The organism is Methylotuvimicrobium sp. KM1, assembly GCF_044788715.1.
Lineage (GTDB): Bacteria > Pseudomonadota > Gammaproteobacteria > Methylococcales > Methylomonadaceae > Methylotuvimicrobium.
Genome location: NZ_CP173170.1, coordinates 3,327,102 through 3,346,151, shown reverse-complemented (window position 1 = coordinate 3,346,151; position 19,050 = coordinate 3,327,102). Strand labels below are relative to the sequence as shown.

The window sequence follows — 19,050 nt, the reverse complement described above, 5'->3', positions numbered from 1 at the left end:
ACTGCTTAGGTTAGAGCCAGCGCTCGCAAACGGGTAACTTCCTCGATAAGGGCGAGTCCCGCGAGTTTGATTTCCGCCTCGGTTGTATAGCGTCCGAAGCTTATTCGGACCGCGCCGTAAAGTCTATCGCCTTCAATAGCCATTGCCCGCAGGACATAAGAGGCTTCGATGGCGCCGCTATTACAAGCGGAACCCGATGCAATCGCGAGTCGATCTCTTAAGGCGATAAGTAGCGAGTCGGAACCGACGTGGTCGAAGCTGACATTGAGGATATTCGGAAGCGTATGCGTTTGTCCGCCGTTGAGGGTAACGCCCTCGATACGATGCACGCTATTTAACAGCGCTTGTTTTAATTGCCGGCAATGTTCGAAGTCATTCGATAGGTTTTCATGGGCTATCTTGAAGGCGCTTGCCATGCCCGCAATTTGATGGCTTGCTAAGGTGCCTGGGCGTAGGTTGTGTTCTTGTCCGCCGCCATGCATGATCGGCGTGAGCCGGTTTTTTTTGCGGTTGCGAACATACAAGCCGCCGATGCCTTTAGGTCCGTAAAATTTATGCGCCGAGAGAGACAGTAAATCAATCGGCGTTTTTGACAAGTCTATCGCTATTTTACCTGCGCTTTGGGCGGCATCGACATGAAAGAATAAGTTTGTATCGGCTAGGGCGTCTGCGATTTGTTCGATTGGTTGTATAACGCCGGTTTCGTTGTTGACATGCATGATTGACACCATAATCGTCTCGTCCGTAACCGCGTTCAGCAAGTCTTTCGTGTTAATCATGCCTTCCCTATTGGGGGATATATATGTCACCGAAAAACCTTCGCTTTCCAGATATTTGCAAGTGTCTAAGACCGATTTATGTTCAATTGCCGATGTAATAATGTGCCGGCCCCGGCCGCGATAGGTTAGCGCAATCCCTTTGATGGCAAGGTTATTGGATTCCGTAGCACCGGAAGTGAAAATAAAATCTTTGGCATGGGCACCGATTAATTCGGCGATTTGAGTGCGTGCGCGTTCAACAGCGGATTCCGCCGCTTCTCCTAAGCAGTGTTGAGTGGAGGCGGGGTTGGCGAAGAGGCCCGATTGCGTTAAATAGGGCAGCATGGCTTCCACCGCTTCAGGCGCTGTTGGTGTAGTAGCGGCATAATCGAGATAAATTGGGGTATTCAAGTTATTCTAGGATTCGGTTGATGACTAAATTGCCTGGATTCTATTAAATTGGCCAATCCAGTGAGAGTTAGTTTTGTCTGTGGTTCCCACGGCCCTCCGCTTGCCGTTATACACAAATATAAATATACCTATTGTGCAAAAAGCCGCGACTGAGCGCTAGGTTGCCGTGTCGTCCGAAAAGGCTATTGGTGTATGAGCGTTAGCGGCTTCGATAGTCGCGACGAAGGCGTCGCTCCCACAGCGGGCGGCGGATGCTCTGTGGGAGCGATCCCCTGATCGCGATTTCGAGGTCACATTGGCTAAGATGCTTGGCAGGACGGGGCTTATAACCCCGTCCTAAGCGTTTCGACCGTGGCCAAAGCAACCCAAAATATTGGGAGCAAATCAAAACGTTCCGGGCGGGTTAAATAACCCGCCCGGCGTGGGTGGTAGCGGCATAATCGAGATAAATAGGGGTATTCAAGTTATTCTAGTATTCGGTTGATGACTAAATTGCCTGGATTCTATCAAATTGGTCAATCCAGTGAGAGTTAGTTTTGTCTGTGGTTCCCACGGTCCTCCGTGGGATCCCATACCTTGGCTGGCGCAACAAGACCAGTATGCATTCCCACGCTGGAGCGATGGGAACGAGGAAAATCCTATTTCCAACAGTTTTAGGAAAGTTGTTGACAAAGCAAGATAATCGTTTCAATCTTCCCCTTTACTAAATCCTATCTCACTGCCTTTAAGTTATCAAAAAATATCATTCTAGAATGGATTACAGGAACCAAATAGCTAACGACGATTTTGGTTTGAAAGCATGCCTATTGCTTGGATGCGGGCATTAAGGCTTAACTTAACGATAGGGTAGGCTTACCGGCAAACAACAGTTTGGCCGATACAAGTTCCTCGACGTCATGCAATTGGAATTAATTGTCTTAGGGTCGGGTAAATTATCGGAAACAGCAAGAAGTAAAAGCTCTCAATTTTGTACTTTGGCGGAAAATTCAATGAATCAGCTTACACCGGAAGGCTCTTCCATTATCAATCAACTCGCTCAGCGTTATCATTTCAGCTTTGATGCAGTTTGCAGCCTCCTGCAATCCGTGATCAACGGCAACGGATCGATGGCTCAATTCAATCATCCTGAATTCGGCGGCTCGGGGCAATGGATGCGCGGCGGAATGATTATGGTGGGCGACATGTTTAATAATCAACTCAAAAACTCCATCGCTGGATTGTGTCAAGAATTGTCCGATTTAGTCGCGAGTCAACCTAATTTGCTACAAACGGGGTCTTTCCAGTCGCAATCACAAGGATCTCAGCAGCAAAACAATTATTCTGGAAGCCAACAGCAGCAAAATAGCAACGGGCCGTCGGGGCCGGTTAGCTTGTTCGTTCCGCCTTCGAATACTCAGTCCGCAAATTGGTGGCCAGCCGGCTTACAATTTCCTAGCAGTACAGGGGCGCAAAACAATGTACGTTATGCCTATTTTGCGACTATTCACCGGTTGGCGATTGATGCCAATGGGCATGTAACGCTTTACGACACGCTGGATCATCAAATTAGCGGGTTTTCTCAGCAACAGTCGGTGGGCGGTTCTTTGTCTTTTACCAGTCAGTACGGTTTGGTCGACGTAAACAGTTTGCCTGTGATTTCGGTGGATAACGTGCCAATGGAAACCAAGTCTAAACCTGTCCAGCAGTCGGCTGCACCCAATAAGCCGGCATCCAGCCATGAAGAGAACATTTTTGTGACTATCGAAAAGCTAACTGATTTGAAAAATAAAGGCATATTGACTGACGAAGAATACAATGCCAAAAAAGCCGAATTGTTAGGGCGATTATGAAGACTTTGGCATAGTTAACTGTAGCGCGAAATCGCCAGAATCTTGACCGCGTGAATTATAATTCAGTGGGTAATGCGTTCACGGGGCATTTATTGATCCGCCACGCCTCGCACTTTCATTTGCCGGGGCGATGGCCATACCTTTTATTCTTAGACGGTTTTTCAATCAAAAGGGAGTAGGATAGTAGTCGCCCGAGCTTAAAATCACTCCACCATCTTTTTCAAACGATACAGCGTATCCAAGGCTTGCCGCGGGCTTAAGTTGTCCGGGTCTAACTCCTCGATCAAACAGACTGCCGGATGGCATTCCTGAGTAGCGAATAAATCCAATTGCTGATTGCCGGATTCGGTCTGGTTTTGATAATAAGTGTTGTTTTCGAGATGCTGTAGTTTCAATTTGGCTTTGTCGATCACCGTTGCCGGAACACCGGCCAGTGAGGCGACTTGCAGCCCGTAACTTTGGCTCGCCGGGCCTTCCTTGACCGCATGTAGAAACACGATTTTGTCGCCGTACTCCATCGCGTCGAGATGCACGTTATGGATCGGTTTTTGCTCGTCCGCTAGTGTCGTCAATTCGAAATAATGCGTCGCGAATAAGGTATATGCCTTTGTGACTTTTGCCAAATGATCGGCGCAAGCCCAAGCCAAAGATAAACCGTCAAAAGTACTGGTTCCGCGGCCGATTTCGTCCATTAATATCAAGCTTTGTTCGGTTGCGTTATGCAGAATGTTGGCTGTTTCCGACATTTCGACCATGAAAGTCGAGCGCCCACCGGCCAAGTCGTCCGAAGCGCCGATGCGGGTGAAAATCTTATCGACCGGGCCGATCGTTGCGGCCTTGGCCGGAACATAACAGCCGATATGAGCGATCAACACGATCAAAGCCGCTTGGCGCATATAAGTCGATTTACCGCCCATATTCGGGCCGGTGATGATGAGCATGCGGCGCTGAGGCGATAGTTTAAGATCGTTTGCGACAAACGGAATGTCGGATACTTGTTCGACGACGGGATGCCGTCCGCCTTCGATATCGATGCCGGGCTTGTCGGTCAATTGCGGGCGAGTCAAGTTCAATGTTTCGGCGCGTTCGGCAAATGCCGCCAGCACATCCAGTTCGGCGAGTCCTTGCGCGCATTGCTGCAGATCGGTTAATGACTCGCCGAGCCTGTCCAGCAATTGATCGTATAGCAGTTTTTCGAATGCCAGCGATTTTTCTTTCGCACTCAGAACTTTATCTTCGAAGGTTTTTAATTCCTCGGTAATGTAGCGTTCGACGCCTTTTAGCGTTTGTTTGCGGTGGTAGTGTGCCGGAACTTTCTCGGCATGTAATCTCGATATCTCGATATAGTAACCATGCACGCGGTTGTAATTGACTTTTAGTCCGCTAATACCGGTCGCGGTCTTTTCACGCTCCTCCATATCGAGCAGAAATTGATCGGCATTGCGGCTTAAGTTGCGCAGTTCATCGAGTTCGGCATGGTAACCGGGCGCAATGACGCCGCCGTCGCGAATTAGGACCGGCGGGTTGTCGATAATGGCTTGTTGCAACAGGGCCGATAACTCGGGTTGTTCGGTGAGTTGCTCGGCCAGGCGCATCAGCTCCGGACTGTCGGTATTCGATAGCAAGGGCTGCAATGTCGGTAAAACGTCTAGGGTGTTGCGTAATACGATCAAATCGCGCGGCCTGGCCGATTTGAGTGCGAGGCGTGAGCTGATACGCTCGATGTCGCCGACCGCATTCAATTGATTGCGAACGTCATCTAAAAGCCGTTCGGACAATAGCGATTCAATTGCTGAATATCGGTTTTGCAGAATGGCTTGATCTCTGAGCGGTCGGTTGATCCAGCGGCGTAGGCAACGACTGCCCATCGCGGTGACGGTTTTGTCGAGTACGCCGAATAGGGTGTAGCGCAGTTCGCCGGTCGGATGCGTGTCCAGTTCCAGATTGCGGCGGCTAGCAGCATCGAGTTGAATGCCGTCGGAATTTTTTTCGACCCGGATACCCTGAATATGGGGTAGGGCGCTTTGCTGCGTGTCTTTGACATATTGCAGCAAACCGCCGGCCGCGGCAATAGCGATCGGCATATTTTCGCAGCCGAAGCCGGACAGGTCGTGTGTGTTGAATTGTTTCAATACCAGTTGACGCGCACTGTCAGGCTCGAAATGCCAAGGAGGGCGCTTGCAAATGCCTTTACGCTGCTTCAAGGCCTGTAGAAGAGCGATATCTTCGCTGACCAATAGCTCGGCCGGGTCCAGACGTTCGATTTCGCTCAACATCGTATCGGCCGAATCCAGTTGTTGCAATACAAAGCGTCCGCTGGTCACATCTAAAGCGGCGATACCGAATTTGGAGTCGGCAATATGCAGCGCCACCAGCAAATTATCCTTACGGTCTTCGAGCAAGGCTTCGTCGGTAACGGTGCCGGGAGTAACGATGCGCACCACTTTGCGCTCAACGGGTCCTTTCGAAGTCGCCGGGTCGCCGATTTGTTCGCAAATCGCGACAGATTCGCTGTGGCGCAACAATTTCGCGATGTAGCCTTCGGCGGCATGATACGGAATGCCGGCCATCGGAATCGGTTCACCGGCCGACTGGCCGCGCTGCGTCAGCGTAATATCAAGGATTTGCGCGGCTTTTTTGGCATCGTCGAAAAAAAGTTCATAAAAATCGCCCATCCGGTAAAAAACGAGCGTGTCGGGATGGTCAGCCTTGATGCGCAGATATTGCTGCATCATCGGGGTGTGTTGCTTGCTGGTTTGTTTTATACTCATAGATATTATTTTATCTTAGGATTGAGTCATAGATATACTCATCGTAGATCAAAATTCGGCACCGGGGCCCGTCAAAGGACCCAGCCCCTAAATTAGTAAGACTATTAACCATGACCGATGGGCTATGGAATTTAGGGGCTGGGTGAATACATCCATGTAGGCAAAGCCTTTGCGAGCGCCATGGATGGCGTGAATGTCGATTTTGCAGGAGCAAAAATCGACCGCGCACCCCGGCGCCTCCTTAGGCACTGCCGAAATTTGAAGTGCGAAAGGCATAACTTTCTTATTTTTTAATGCAGGCTAACCGAACCCGCGACAAAGCCATGGTTCCAGAAAGTTATTCGTCACGATATCCTTAAATTGATTAGGTCTTGCCCCATTGGTCCCATTAAATACAGAGAACGAAATCATCGAATTGGCTCGTGTGGTCGGGTTGAGCCTAAAGGAACGCGGTTGGCTGCTGACAACCGCCGAATCCTGTACCGGCGGCGGCATTGCGCAAGCGATTACCGAAATACCGGGCAGTTCGGCTTGGTTCGACCGAGGCTTCGTGACTTACAGCAATGCCGCCAAAATACAAATGCTGGGCGTCCGGGCCGAGACGATCGAAAATTATGGCGCGGTTAGCGCCGAGACTGCTAGCGAGATGACAGGCGGCGCATTGAAACACAGTCAGGCCGATTGGGCAATCGCGGTGACCGGCATTGCCGGGCCTGGTGGCGGCACTTCGGTGAAACCGGTCGGCACGGTTTACATCGCTTGGCAGCGGCGTGGTGCAATTGCCGAAATTGCCGAAATACATTTTAATGGCGATCGCCACCAAATTAGAACCGAAACAATCAAGACCGCATTGGCGGAATGGTTGAATATTGATAAGTAAACACGGAGGAGAATCATGAACGAACACAAGAAATTGCGTTGGGGTATTTTAGGCGCGGCACGGGTCAACGAGCGGCTGATGCCGGCGATCGTCGATGCGAGCAATGCGGAATTGGTCGCGATCGGCAGTCGACGTCCCGGCGCCGCGGCGGAAACCTTGGCGAAATATGCGCCGCATCAGCAAGGTGTTCGCGCTTACGATAGCCCTGAAGCGATTCTCGATGACGATGAAATCGAAGCGGTTTATTTGCCGATGGCGAATGGTGAACATGCCGAATGGGCCTTGCGCGCGATCGAGAAGGGCAAGCATGTTTTGTGCGAAAAGCCAATGGCGTTGAAGGTTTCGGATATCGAAGCGATAGAAGCTGCGGCGCACCGTCATAACGTTACTGTGATGGAAGGCTTTATGTACCGTTTTCATCCGCAGCATTCGCGGGTCTTGGATATTCTGCGTTCCGGCGAGATCGGCGAGGTTAAAACGGTGCGTGCGAGTTTTTCGTTCATGATGAAACCGGCTAGAATGTACCGGATCGCCGATAGTATCGATCAGGGCGGCGGAGCGATGTGGGATATAGGCTGTTATGCGATTCATTCGCTCAGGCTGTTTTTCGATGGAATGCCGGAGTCGGTCACTGCCGTTGCCAAATATATCGAAAGCGGCGCTGATACTGCGTGTAGCGGTGTGCTCGATTTCGGCGACGGCAAATACGCGCATTTCGATTTCAGTTTCGAGCGCGCGCGGCGCTGCGAATACGAAGTTGTCGGCACAAAAGGCGGTTTGAAATGTCATGGCGTTTGGCAAAATCCGGGCGACATTCCGGTCATTTCCTGGTGGACGGAGGGAGGGCGGCAATCTGAGGAGATACTCCCTATCGCCGATCATTTCCGTTTGGAAATCGAACACTTCAGCGATTGCGTTTTGACCGGCAAGGCTCCCGCACTTTCGCTTGAAGACGCTAAGACCAATTGTCGGATTATTGTCGGTGCGCTGCAATCGGCCGAGGATGGTCGGGTAATTCGTTTTTAATCATAAGTAGCTTGCGTCAATCAAACCGGTTAAGTCATTCTCGTGCGGCAGTTTTCCGGATTCGTACATGAAGGCGCTCAGGTTGCGCGCGCTGTTTAACAAAATCGGAGATGACCCTAGCAGTAAGCGTTGATTGTTACTTCGATCGGGAATGACTAAACCCTTGTATGTGCCAAGCACTTGAGCGGGCGATAATTTAAAGCGCGGTGCCATTCGGTAAGCGGCATCTTGTGGGTTTTTGGTCAGATGCTCAAGTGCTTTAAGATGGGCGGCGACCAAATGGCGAACGGCTGGCGCTCGACTAAAACCCAAACGATCGGCTCGAAAAGCCAGAACATCAAAAATTGTGTCAGGAAGTTTTCGACTGTCGAAAAGCTTGATTGCACCTTCGCGTAACAAACGGCTGGCGACCGGATCGTAAGTGACTAGGGCATCGACTTGTTGCTGTTGCCAGGCCAGAAAATGGGTATCGATTGTTAATGGAACCGCTGTGATTTCAGCCATTGACAAGCCAGCGGCATCCAGGGCTTTATGCAGCAATAGCGAGCCGACTGCGCCTTGTTCAAAGCCGATGCGCTGCCCCTTGAGATCGGCTAGCTTTGCTATGTACGGCCTAGCTAGCAGCATATCCGCACCAGCTGAAATGTTAAATACCAACACCACGGTAAGCGGCAAGCCGGATGCGCGTGCCGTTAAGACTTCGTCCAGCGTCAATGCTGCCCCGTCAATCTTGCCGTCGAGCAGTGCGCTTAATGATTCGGTTGCAGAAGTCGTTTCAATCAAATCGACCAACGAGTTATCCAACCATTTTTCGCGCCGGGCTAGAAACAGAAATTCATAACCAGGCCAAGCATGGGCCGCAATCGCAATTCGTTGAGCAAACAATGATTCACAGCCGGGAAGCCAAGGTGACAGGCTCAATGCGGTAAGGCATCGAATGAAATGCCGGCGGGATGAATGATGAGAAAAGTTTGTTGTCGGCACAACTGATTGTAATAAAACTTGAAGAGTTAAGAGATTCGAATTTCGTTGAGCATCCGGCAACCATGCGCATAAAGCTAAAAACGGCCAACCCACATCACGCTCTTTCCCAAGCTCAAGCTTGGGAAAGACGCCCCGGAAGCTCCCCCTTCGACAAGCTCAGGGCAAGAGCTTCCTGAGACCGACACAACCTCGGCACATTCGCAATCAACCCTGATTCGTTCGTTCAATCTTCTTTGATTGTCGGGAAGCTAGAGCTTCCTGAACAGATTACCCAAGCTGGAGCTTGGGTAACAGCATATTTTAGTCTTTGTGATCTTGGTGCCATTTATTGTAGCCTGGTATTTTCGGCTTATGTCGAAGCCCTCGAAGCGACCTAAATGAAACTTTGGCAATTCAGTAAGTTAATTTTAGCGACATCCTTATCTTGATGCGTAAGGGTTCGTCAACTCGCTTATGAGATAAGAAATGTAAAAGCATATTTACCTCAGAATGTTACGATCGAATTCGACTTAAAATTAACCCAAACTTCATCTCCCAATTGCAACTTTAAATCATGTAACGCTTCGAAGGTAATAAGGGCTTGAAAAATTTCGCCGGTTGAAATAGTGACTCTCACCTTGCCCATTTCCTCCGAAATCGATGTGATGCGTCCCGGATATTGGTTGCGAATACTGGAACAAAAAGGTTCTTTAGACAAGACAATTTCATGCGGATCGATCGAAATATGCCGACATCCTTCGATGTCCCCGGTTAAAACGACACTCAGTTTACCCGTATTAAAAATATGATTGTCCAGATGACCATGAAACAAGTTCAGTAACGGCGTTTGAACCTGGCTGCCGTTAATGAGCGTTATGACTTCGTCGGCCAGCGCTAAGCCTTGCAGTCGGTTGTGGGTGCTAAAGATCAAATTACGAGTGGAAGTTCTGTAATCTTGAATGAACTCCTCAAGCATAATGTTCGCGGCTTGATCCAAGTAACTGAAGGGTTCATCTAATAACAAAACCTCGGGGTCGTTAATCAGTGCGCGTGCAAGAGCCGCTTTTTGCAGTTGCCCACCCGACAGCGTATTGGCTTGCTGGTTGAGTAAATGAATGGCATCGAGACGGTTGAGAACCTCGTTAATTTTGGTTTGCCAAAGCGGTTTCGGTGCGCCGTGTAATTTTAGCGCAAGTTTTAGATTATCAGCCACCGTGCCTCGAAGCATGTAAGGTTTTTGGGTTAGTAGCCCAACGCGCTTTCTTAATGCTTGCAGTTGCTTTTTGGTGCGAACGGTTTCCTCCTTGAATGCGATGTTGCCTTGCTGCGGCGAATCTAAAAAAGCCAACATGTTAAGTAAGGTGCTTTTTCCGCAACCGTTAGGGCCGATCAATGCAGTGATTTTACCGGTTTTGACGCTAAGCGAAGGCAGTGTGAGTGCTACCTTATCAACGTATAGGAAACGAATATCGTTTAGTCGGTAAAGGTCGGTCATTTAAGTTACGCAGGTTGCTTCTCAGAGTGTATTCTCGAACAAATAGCTATTCAAGACAAATAGCTATTAATGGCCAATTGTGAGTCTTGAGATAAGGCTCGCTCAATGCTAATAGAATTGTAAATCCTTTCTAAGAAGAGTTCTGAATTTTGAATTTACCGAATGTTTAATTCCTCTCAGGGCTATGTCGTGAAATAATACGCGTTCTGAGAGTTGTTTCGTTTCGGCGGGTCGGAAAGTAAAATATTTGATTTGCCGAAAGCATTTTATCAACAACTCTGTCGTTAATCGATGCATGAGGTTAGAGGAATGATTAAAATAACAACGATAGCTTGTCTGTTGGTTTTAGCCGAGATAGGTATGGTTCATGCTGAAGAAGCCGATGCCAAAGCATCTGTTCAGGCTTCGGCGGAACAGGGCGATGCGCTTGCGCAAGCTAAAATGGGCGCCTTGTATTTATTGGGTCGGGATGGCTTTGAAGTCAATGAGCAACAAGCCGCCGGGTGGATGCTTAAGGCGGCTGAGCAAGGTCTGCTCGAAGCTGAAGTCGTGGTTGCTGCAATGTACGATAGAGGCTTAGGTATGTCTCAAGATGTCAAAAAAGCTACACAATGGTATGAAAAAGCAGCGGCAAAAGGTCATGGAGCTTCCTTGGCTATTCTAGGTAAGAACGAGGCGCCAAAGGGTAGTGTGGGGTTTAACTACCAGGCAATACGCATGCGAGCTTCCAAGCAAATTCCAAATGAATACGCAAAAAAGATTTTATTGAAAACGAATAAATAAAAAATGACGACAAAAACACGATTTGCCCCGAGTCCGACGGGTTATCTTCATATCGGCGGCGCGCGGACCGCGCTTTTTTCTTGGTTGTATTCCCGTAAGCACGGCGGCCGTTTTGTTTTGAGAATCGAAGATACCGATCTGGAGCGTTCGACGCAGGAATCGGTCAATGCGATTCTAGAGGGAATGGCTTGGTTGGGCTTGGAATACGACGAAGGGCCTTTCTATCAGACGCACCGGTTCGAACGCTACAAAGCCGTCATACAGCAACTGCTCGACCAGGGGGACGCCTACTATTGTTATTGCAGTAAAGAAGAGCTGGAACAGCTGCGTAACGAGCAGATGGCGAACAAAGAAAAGCCTCGTTATAACGGAAAATGCCGGGAAACTTCGGGCGTGTCTGAAGGCGTCATGCCTGTGATTCGATTTAGGAACCCGGATGTCGGCGAGGTGGTTATCAAGGATTTGGTGAAAGGTGATATTGTCGTTTCGAACAAAGAATTGGATGATTTGATTATCGCACGTTCCGACGGATCGCCGACTTACAATCTCAGTGTCGTCGTCGATGATATGGATATGGGGGTGACTCATGTGATTCGCGGTGACGACCACATAAACAATACGCCGAGACAGATGAATATATTGAAGGCGTTGGGCGCTCCGATTCCGGAATATGCACATCTGCCGATGATATTGGGCGCGGATGGTGCGAGATTGTCCAAACGCCATGGCGCGGTCAGCGTGATGCAGTACAGGGATGAAGGCTATTTGCCCGAAGCGCTATTGAATTATCTGGTTCGGTTGGGTTGGTCGCATGGCGATCAGGAAATTTTTAGCCTGGATGAAATGATCGAGTATTTCGAACTAAAAGACGTCAATGTGTCGGCATCGGCATTCAATCCGGAAAAGCTATTGTGGCTCAATCATCAATACATCATGAACTCGGATCCGGCTCATGTCGCGCGGCATTTAAGTTGGCACATGGGCGAGCAAGGTATCGACCCTACCGACGGACCGGATTTGGTTGAGTTAGTCAAAGCTCAGAAAGAGCGTTGCAAAACCTTGGTCGAAATGGCCACGATCAGTCGCTATTTCTACAAGGACTTCGATGAATACGATGAAAAGGCTGCAAAAAAGAATTTCAAACCTGAGAGTGCGGATGTTTTGCAACAGCTACATGATCAATTTAGCGGGCTGAATAATTGGCAGGGAGAGGCTTTGCATCAAATTGTCGTCAATTTAGCCGAGACCTTGGGGTTGAATTTGGGAAAAGTCGCGCAACCCCTGCGAGTAGCGGTTTGCGGGACTGCGGTGTCGCCCCCGATTGATATGACATTGGCGTTGTTGGGGCGCGAAAAAACATTGGCGCGATTGGTTCGTGCCGTGGATTTTATCAAGTCTTTAAATTAAAGCTAGACAAGAATTTAAAATCCTGTAGAATATGCGGACTCAAGTGAGGGGCCATAGCTCAGCTGGGAGAGCGCAACACTGGCAGTGTTGAGGTCAGCGGTTCGATCCCGCTTGGCTCCACCAATTGAATTAGCGTCTTAAGTCCCCATCGTCTAGTGGCCTAGGACACCGCCCTTTCACGGCGGTAACGGGGGTTCGAACCCCCCTGGGGACGCCATTTCGCATATAAAGAGTTCAGTCTCGGTTCTGATAAAAACACCGATCCGTTTTAGTCCCCATCGTCTAGTGGCCTAGGACACCGCCCTTTCACGGCGGTAACGGGGGTTCGAACCCCCCTGGGGACGCCATTTATTAAAGGCTTACGATCTTTGGTCGTAGGCCTTTTTTATTGCCTGCTGTTTTCTATCTTAAGAAAAAGCATCTAACCGTAACGATCATGAAGAAGCTGTCATCGCCCCGGCAAATGAAAGTGCGAGGGGTGGCTGGTACGGTCGCTCGCCCAACAGGACGTCGTGAACCCAGCACCTAAATCCAGCACCTAAATTCCATAGGTCTTTGGCAATGATTTAAAATCATGGCTTATTTAGGTGCTGGATGAATTATCCAAGATAATTGACCATAGCCAATGGGTTATGGAATTTAGGTGCTGGGTGAATACGTCCCTGTAGGCTCGGCGGCGGCGACTGATTGCCATGGATGGCATGAATGCAGATTTTGCAGGAGCAAAAATCTGCCCTGCCGCCGACGTCTGTCGGTCGAGCAACCGCACTCGCTTCGGTTCGCGTACTTTCACAGTAACGTTCACGAAGCAGAGCTAAACGATCGGTTTTAATTTATGTGTACACTTATTCGGTAAATATATTATTCTGAGGCATTATAATGACCGTTGCGTTTGTTGTATCGGTTCAATGTGTTACGAATTAAGGAGTCACAGATGAAAGGTAATAGTCAAGTTATCGAGCGCTTGAACGAATTATTGGCCGGCGAATTGACAGCAATCGATCAATATTTTATTCATTCGCGTATGTATGAAAATTGGGGGTTCGGTAAACTCTACGAACGCATTGCTCATGAAGTGCAAGATGAGACGGCTCATGCCGATGCATTAATCAAGCGCATTTTATTTTTGGAGGGTACGCCGGATTTATCCAAGCGTGAGCCTCTAAAGGTCGGTTCAAATATCTCGGATATGCTGACAAACGATCTTGAATTGGAATTAAAGGTCGTAGCCTCATTGCGGTCGGTCATTGCCTTTTGCGAATCGGTGCAAGATTATCAGACCCGAGAAATTTTGGAAGGCATGCTAAAGGATACAGAGGATGATCATACGCATTGGCTGGAACAGCAATTGGGGTTAATCGATAGAATCGGATTGCAAAACTATCTGCAATCGCAACAATAATGTTGATTTCTTACTGCGATATTGCCCTGTTAAGGCTGAATTAACAATGCTGTTATTCAATAGGATTTATTTAATTTAAAATTTTTATAAGGAGGGTATATGAAAATTCCAAGACAATATTTCATCGTTTTTTTTACAGTTTTTATGATGTTTTCTGTGCAAAACGCGAATGCGTATTCCGCAGCCGATAAATCGTTGCGTGGATTAGCCGGGATGACGACTGGAGTGCTCGAGATTCCGGGGAACATGGTTAAGGAGAGTCAGGCTCAGGGCCCTGCAATCGGAATACCGATGGGATTCGCTATGGGGCTGGGTATGATGGTAACGCGCACGATGGTGGGCGTTTATGAATTTCTTTCTGCGCCGTTTCCATTGCCGGCCGGCTTTCGTCCGATTTTGAAGCCCGAGTACCCTTGGGATTATTTCAAATAGTTTTTCGCCCTGGGAACTACTCCCTATATACTCAAAAAAGGCTAACTTTAAATTGAGACGAATTAACAGCTAGCCGGTTGGTTTGATCCGTTAAAATCATTAAGTGGCGCCCCGCTCGATCCATTGTTCGACTGATGGCGCTCGATAGGTTGAAAAAGCATCCAATAATTGTTTTGGGTGTTTTTCAATCAACAGCATCGAACGATCGACCGGTTTGACGAATTGTTCGTCAACGGCATGATCCAAAAACGCAACCAAGCCGTCATAGTAGCCGTCAATATTGAGCAAGCCGCAGGGTTTTCGATGCAAGCCCAGTTGCGCCCAAGTCAGTATCTCAAATAATTCTTCCAGCGTGCCTAGTCCGCCGGGCAAGGCGATAAACCCGTCGGCTAGATCGGCCATTAAGGCTTTACGTTCATGCATCGATTCGACAATTTTAAGTTCGGTCAGTCCATAGTGAGCGACTTCCTTATCCACTAAGTCTTGAGGAATCACGCCGATGACTTCTCCGTTTTGCGCCAATACGGCATCGGCAAGTTGTCCCATGATCCCTACGTGGGCGCCGCCGTAAACTAAACCGATGTCATGGAGCGCAAGTTCTTTAGCGAGAAGATGTGCTGCAAGCGTATATTCGGGGCGTTTTCCGGATCTAGACCCGCAGTAAACGCAAATTTTTTTCATTTGATAAGCCTTCTATAATCCGCCTAAATGTTGAATCGCATCGGGCAGGTTAATTAAACAAAATCATGGATTTACGCAACGTCGACCACACGCCCCAAATCAAAGGAATGGCGACATAAAGCCAGAATACTAGCAACAGAATCCATTGGCCGGGTTTAAAAGGTTTGCTGTTTTTCATCGGAGGAGGCTCACGAAGCGGTTTTTGTTGATGTTGAAGTGTTCGTATTCCGAGATTCATCGAGCGGATAAGCGCCGTCCAGTTCGTCGAATTCATCGTGTTGCATATAATGCTTTTCATGTACCGGCTTGATCAATAAATTACAGAAAAAGCCCAAGAGTAAAATTCCCGCCATAATATACATCGTGACGTTGTAGGCGTCGGTTTTCGCGATGCCCTGGGCGATCTGAAATTCTCGGATATAGTTGACCAAAACCGGGCCCAACACGCCGGCTGTCGACCATGCGGTTAGAAGTCGGCCGTGAATGCCGCCGACATAACGCGTACCGAAAATATCGGCCAAATAAGCGGGTATCGATGAAAAGCCTCCGCCGTACATGCTCAAAATAACCGCGTAAAGCAGAATGAAAAAGGTAATATTGCCGGCCATTCCGACCGAAGGAACAGCTGCATAAAGCCCGGCACCCACGGCAAAAAATACAAAATAAGTGCTCTTGCGCCCGATATAGTCGGATACGGTGGACCAGAAAAAACGTCCGCCCATGTTGAATAGACTCAACAAACCGACGAAACCGGCTGCAGCCGCTGGCGTGACGAGTCCCTTGAATATTTCTTGAATCATCACCGAAGCCTGCCCCAAAACGCCGATACCTGCCGTCACATTCAAACACAAAACCAGCCACAGCAAATAGAATTGCGGCGTTTTCAAGGCCTGATCGATATGGACATGGCGATGCGTGATCATCTTGTTACGCAGTACGGGCGGTTTCCAACCTTCGGGGCGCCAATCTTCGGGCGGCGTGCGAATTGTTAGTGCGCCGATCATCATCGATAAGAAATATAAACCGCCCATCGTCAAGAATGTTTCGATCACGCCGACCGATACGGACGATTGGAAATGATCCATCAGCAATACCGACAATGGCGCGCCGATCATTGCGCCGCCGCCGAAACCCATGATCGCCATGCCGGTCGCCATGCCTCGCCGGTCGGGAAACCATTTAATCAAGGTTGAAACCGGCGAGACATAGCCTAAACCGAGACCGATGCCTCCGATGACGCCATAGCCCAAATACAGCAGCCAGATTTGATGCAAAAAAACGCCTAATGCCGAAATCAAAAAACCGCCGCCGAAACAGCACGCGGCCACGAACATCGTCAAGCGCGGGCCGACTTTTTCGAGCCACTTACCGCCGAATGCGGCCGATATTCCCAGAAAAACGATGGCCAGACTGAAAATCCAGCCCAGCTCGGTCAATTTCCAGTCATCAGGCGAGGAAGCCGAAACTCCGATCACCCGAGTCAAAGGTTCGTTAAATACGCTAAACGCATAAGCTTGGCCAATGCACAAATGCACCGACAAAGCGGCGGGCGGCACCAGCCAGCGGTTGTAGCCGGGAGAGGCGGTTATACGTTGTTTAGAAAAAAATCCGGGCATGAAAAACCTTTTTCATTTCAGTCTAAGCCTTTGGGTCTGTAAACCTGGCTTTAACATTTTTCGGTTATACAAAGATGGAATAATAGCTAAAAACAACTATCGAAGCACTGCAAGATGTTGCTGAGCTATCGGTGAGGTCCGTGAATCTTCGGTGGGTGCTATCTTATCGGAATCGGACTGGATGTATACCCATCGAAGATCAAAATTCGGCACCGGGGTGCCCGTCAACCTAAAAAGAACAGTTGATATGTGTTGTAGACCGTTCGTGCTGAGCCAAGTCGAAGCATGAAGGGTCTACAACACTTCAAGCTACCCTTCAACAGGCGCAGCCGAAGGGTGAAGGGCGAACGGTAGTTTGAGGCTCTCAACTGCTCTTTTTAGGTATATGGATTGATAGTGAAAGAGGCGGCTTAGAGATAAGGCGGCGTTATTATTCTCTAACGGGTCGCTTATCAAGTTTGCGTTGTAAGGTTCTGCGGTGCATGTTTAGTGCGCGCGCAGCAGCCGATATGTTGCCGTCATGTTGCATCAGCACTTTTTGTAGATGTTCCCATTCCAAGCGTTTGATCGATAGCGGGTTTTCATTGATGCTGACCGTGGCGTCGCCTTCGTTTTTATTCAGTGCGGCGACAATTTCATCGGCATTGGCCGGTTTCGTCAAATAATGAATAGCACCAAGTTTGATAGCCTCAACCGCCGTGGCGATACTGGCGAAACCGGTTAGCATCACGATCCGCGTGTTATCGTCGAGCGACATTAGCTTCTTAACTAATTCCAGACCGGACTGATGACCGATGCGTAAGTCGATTACCGCGTATTCAGGCTCGAATTGTTCGGCGAGTTTGATACCGTTTTCGACGTTGTTGGCGACCAGGACTTCGTATGAGCGTTTTTCCAGTGCGCTTTGTAACACCTTGCAAAAAGTTTCGTCGTCGTCGACTAAAAGTAATCGAGGTTTATCCGGTTCCTGTGATGTCATTTGCTTCCTCCAAAGCGAGTAAAGGCAGGGTAATATCCACACAAGCCCCGCCGGATTCTAAATTAGTGAATTCTATTTTGCCAGCTAACCGGCGAATGGTGCTACACGTTAAAAAAAGCCCTACGCCTAGGCCGGACTTATTGCTAATGACCGGCTGTTTACCGATCAGTTCCAAAATTTCCGAACGCACGCCGGGGCCGAAGTCACGAATCTTTATGTGGGCTTGTTCCAAGTCCCAGGAGGCATGAAATTCGATGCCGAGGTCGTCTTGAGTCGCTTCGGCGGCATTGTTCAAGATGTTGATCAACGAATGAGTCAATGTGCGCTCGGCAATGATACCGGCATTCGTCGGTACTACAGGATTGATAAACAAGTTGAGTTTGGTTTCGGGTCTATGCGTGCGCCATTGGCTGATTACTTCATCGATATACTCGATCAAGGGCATAATTTTACCGGATTCCGCCCGCATTTCACCGGCGCTGGCCGACATGACCGATAACGCTTGTTTGCAACGGTTGATTTGTTGAGCCATGATTTGGGCTTTTTCATGTAGATCGGGGTAACGGTGATCGGGGTATTCGTTTTCCAATTCATGGGCGACGATCGCAATAGTTGCCAGCGGTGTGCTGATGTCGTGAGCGGCACTTGCGGCTAGTGTGCCAAGCGAAACAACCCGCTCATCCCGTAAGGCATTTTCACGCGCTTCGGCGAGTGACCGTTCCTGAGCTCTAAGTGTTTTCGCCAGTTCTACAACAAAAAAAGCGACTAAGCCTGCGCTGAATACAAAACCGAACCACATGCCGAAGATATGCAGATTGAAATAATGCTTATCGCCTATTTCGTGCATTTGGCGCAGCATTTCGAAATGATCCATGTCCGAATGCGGCGAGTCAGCAGTCATTTTTTCGATCATCATCAATTCGGGTGTTGTGGTCGGTATATGAGGTTCTATGGCCGGCAAGGGTATGTTGTAGGTGATTAAAACCGTATAAGTCGATGTGGTCAAAATCACCATATACCATGCATAAGACGGCGGTAGCATGATTGCAGTAATAATCAACGGCAACAAAAACACCCAAATGATTGGATTGGAGGCGCCGCCCGTCATATAGAGGAGTGCTGCAATGCTTAAGACGTCGATGACCAAATGAGAAAAAATTTCTAGTTCGGTTACCGGGTCGTCGGTTTTCAAACGCATCCAAGTATAGAGATTGACCGATGCAATCGAAAGCACGACTAGCCAAAGCTGTTCCTGAGGTAGAACGATGTTTAGTCCATGCACGGATATTAGGATGAGCACCGATTGACTGGCTATCATCAGATTTCTCAAGATGAAGAGCCATTTTAGGTTTTGTTTTGTCGATAATTCGGTTTTAGGCAGTATGTCTGAAAACATGAAATACTTTAATTGGTTAAGTTAATTTTTCGGGGGTGAATTGAGAAGGAATTCCCTCGTTCCCACCGCTCCAGCGTGGGAATGCAGACCTGTCTTGTTTCTGCAGCCAAGGTATGGGTTCCCACGGAGGACCGTGGGAACCAGAAAAATACCAATGCCAATATTAGCGGCTATGAATCGATAACATATTAGGCTGCGACAATATGTCACATTTTTATTTG

At 48.7% G+C, this 19,050-nt stretch carries 16 protein-coding genes and 3 tRNA genes; 11 read left to right on the top strand and 8 right to left on the bottom strand.

The genetic code is table 11. The features are described from left to right. Positions 1-5: 5 nt before the first annotated feature. On the bottom strand, positions 6-1,169 hold the full coding sequence (locus tag ACINK7_RS14400; protein WP_404356197.1) for a cysteine desulfurase family protein: 1,164 nt from the start codon (positions 1,167-1,169) through the stop codon (positions 6-8). 989 nt (positions 1,170-2,158) lie between these two features. Here ACINK7_RS14400 and ACINK7_RS14395 point away from each other — a divergent pair. Continuing rightward, positions 2,159-2,998 carry an SHOCT domain-containing protein gene (locus tag ACINK7_RS14395; RefSeq protein ID WP_404356195.1) on the top strand — a complete coding sequence of 280 codons (840 nt, stop codon included), beginning with the start codon at positions 2,159-2,161 and terminating at the stop codon, positions 2,996-2,998. Positions 2,999-3,201: 203 nt separating this feature from the next. Here ACINK7_RS14395 and mutS read toward each other — a convergent pair whose 3' ends face one another. Continuing rightward, complete coding sequence (gene mutS, locus ACINK7_RS14390; protein ID WP_404356193.1) at positions 3,202-5,769, bottom strand: DNA mismatch repair protein MutS; 2,568 nt, start codon at positions 5,767-5,769, stop codon at positions 3,202-3,204. A 379-nt stretch (positions 5,770-6,148) separates the two neighbouring features. On the opposite strand from mutS, the gene ACINK7_RS14385 reads away from it, so the two are divergent. Both ACINK7_RS14385 and ACINK7_RS14380 read left to right on the top strand, forming a co-directional pair. Beyond that, positions 6,149-6,649 carry a CinA family protein gene (locus tag ACINK7_RS14385; RefSeq protein WP_404356191.1) on the top strand — a complete coding sequence of 167 codons (501 nt, stop codon included), beginning with the start codon at positions 6,149-6,151 and terminating at the stop codon, positions 6,647-6,649. A gap of 15 nt (positions 6,650-6,664) precedes the next feature. Further along, positions 6,665-7,675: a Gfo/Idh/MocA family protein gene (locus tag ACINK7_RS14380; protein ID WP_404356189.1), complete on the top strand. Its 1,011-nt coding sequence runs from the start codon at positions 6,665-6,667 to the stop codon at positions 7,673-7,675. Here ACINK7_RS14380 and ACINK7_RS14375 read toward each other — a convergent pair whose 3' ends face one another. Further along, entirely contained in the window at positions 7,676-8,560 is an 885-nt protein-coding gene (locus ACINK7_RS14375) for an ABC transporter substrate-binding protein (protein ID WP_404356187.1), read from the bottom strand. Between the two features lie 68 nt (positions 8,561-8,628). Here ACINK7_RS14375 and ACINK7_RS14370 point away from each other — a divergent pair, with 68 nt between their 5' ends. Next, positions 8,629-8,835, top strand: a complete 207-nt coding sequence (locus ACINK7_RS14370) for a hypothetical protein (protein ID WP_404356185.1) — start codon at positions 8,629-8,631, stop codon at positions 8,833-8,835. A gap of 308 nt (positions 8,836-9,143) precedes the next feature. On the opposite strand, the gene ACINK7_RS14365 is transcribed toward ACINK7_RS14370, so the two are convergent. After that, positions 9,144-10,133 (bottom strand): ATP-binding cassette domain-containing protein, encoded by a 990-nt coding sequence (locus ACINK7_RS14365; protein ID WP_404356183.1) that lies wholly within the window; start codon positions 10,131-10,133, stop codon positions 9,144-9,146. A gap of 360 nt (positions 10,134-10,493) precedes the next feature. On the opposite strand from ACINK7_RS14365, the gene ACINK7_RS14360 reads away from it, so the two are divergent. From ACINK7_RS14360 to ACINK7_RS14330, 7 genes are all read left to right on the top strand, one after another. Continuing rightward, entirely contained in the window at positions 10,494-10,916 is a 423-nt protein-coding gene (locus ACINK7_RS14360; RefSeq protein ID WP_404356181.1) for a tetratricopeptide repeat protein, read from the top strand. A gap of 3 nt (positions 10,917-10,919) precedes the next feature. Continuing rightward, a complete protein-coding gene (gltX, locus tag ACINK7_RS14355) occupies positions 10,920-12,323 on the top strand; it encodes a glutamate--tRNA ligase (protein ID WP_404356179.1) in 1,404 nt (467 codons plus the stop codon). A 47-nt stretch (positions 12,324-12,370) separates the two neighbouring features. Further along, positions 12,371-12,446 (top strand) — tRNA-Ala (locus tag ACINK7_RS14350). Positions 12,447-12,464: 18 nt separating this feature from the next. Beyond that, positions 12,465-12,540, top strand: a tRNA-Glu gene (locus ACINK7_RS14345). Positions 12,541-12,594: 54 nt separating this feature from the next. Further along, positions 12,595-12,670, top strand: a tRNA-Glu gene (locus ACINK7_RS14340). 587 nt (positions 12,671-13,257) lie between these two features. Beyond that, entirely contained in the window at positions 13,258-13,725 is a 468-nt protein-coding gene (gene bfr / locus ACINK7_RS14335; protein WP_404356177.1) for a bacterioferritin, read from the top strand. Between the two features lie 99 nt (positions 13,726-13,824). Next, positions 13,825-14,157 carry an exosortase system-associated protein, TIGR04073 family gene (locus ACINK7_RS14330; RefSeq protein WP_404356175.1) on the top strand — a complete coding sequence of 111 codons (333 nt, stop codon included), beginning with the start codon at positions 13,825-13,827 and terminating at the stop codon, positions 14,155-14,157. 99 nt (positions 14,158-14,256) lie between these two features. Here ACINK7_RS14330 and ACINK7_RS14325 read toward each other — a convergent pair whose 3' ends face one another. The 4 genes from ACINK7_RS14325 to ACINK7_RS14310 form a co-directional block, all read right to left on the bottom strand. After that, complete coding sequence (locus ACINK7_RS14325) at positions 14,257-14,838, bottom strand: TIGR00730 family Rossman fold protein (protein ID WP_404356173.1); 582 nt, start codon at positions 14,836-14,838, stop codon at positions 14,257-14,259. Positions 14,839-15,026: 188 nt separating this feature from the next. Beyond that, positions 15,027-16,454, bottom strand: coding sequence for an OFA family MFS transporter (locus tag ACINK7_RS14320; RefSeq protein ID WP_404356171.1), 1,428 nt, complete (start codon positions 16,452-16,454; stop codon positions 15,027-15,029). A 430-nt stretch (positions 16,455-16,884) separates the two neighbouring features. Further along, on the bottom strand, positions 16,885-17,433 hold the full coding sequence (locus ACINK7_RS14315) for a response regulator transcription factor (RefSeq protein ID WP_404356169.1): 549 nt from the start codon (positions 17,431-17,433) through the stop codon (positions 16,885-16,887). Next, entirely contained in the window at positions 17,411-18,829 is a 1,419-nt protein-coding gene (locus ACINK7_RS14310; protein WP_404356167.1) for an ATP-binding protein, read from the bottom strand. Before ACINK7_RS14310 ends, ACINK7_RS14315 begins: the two co-directional genes overlap by 23 nt. Positions 18,830-19,050: the final 221 nt, after the last annotated feature.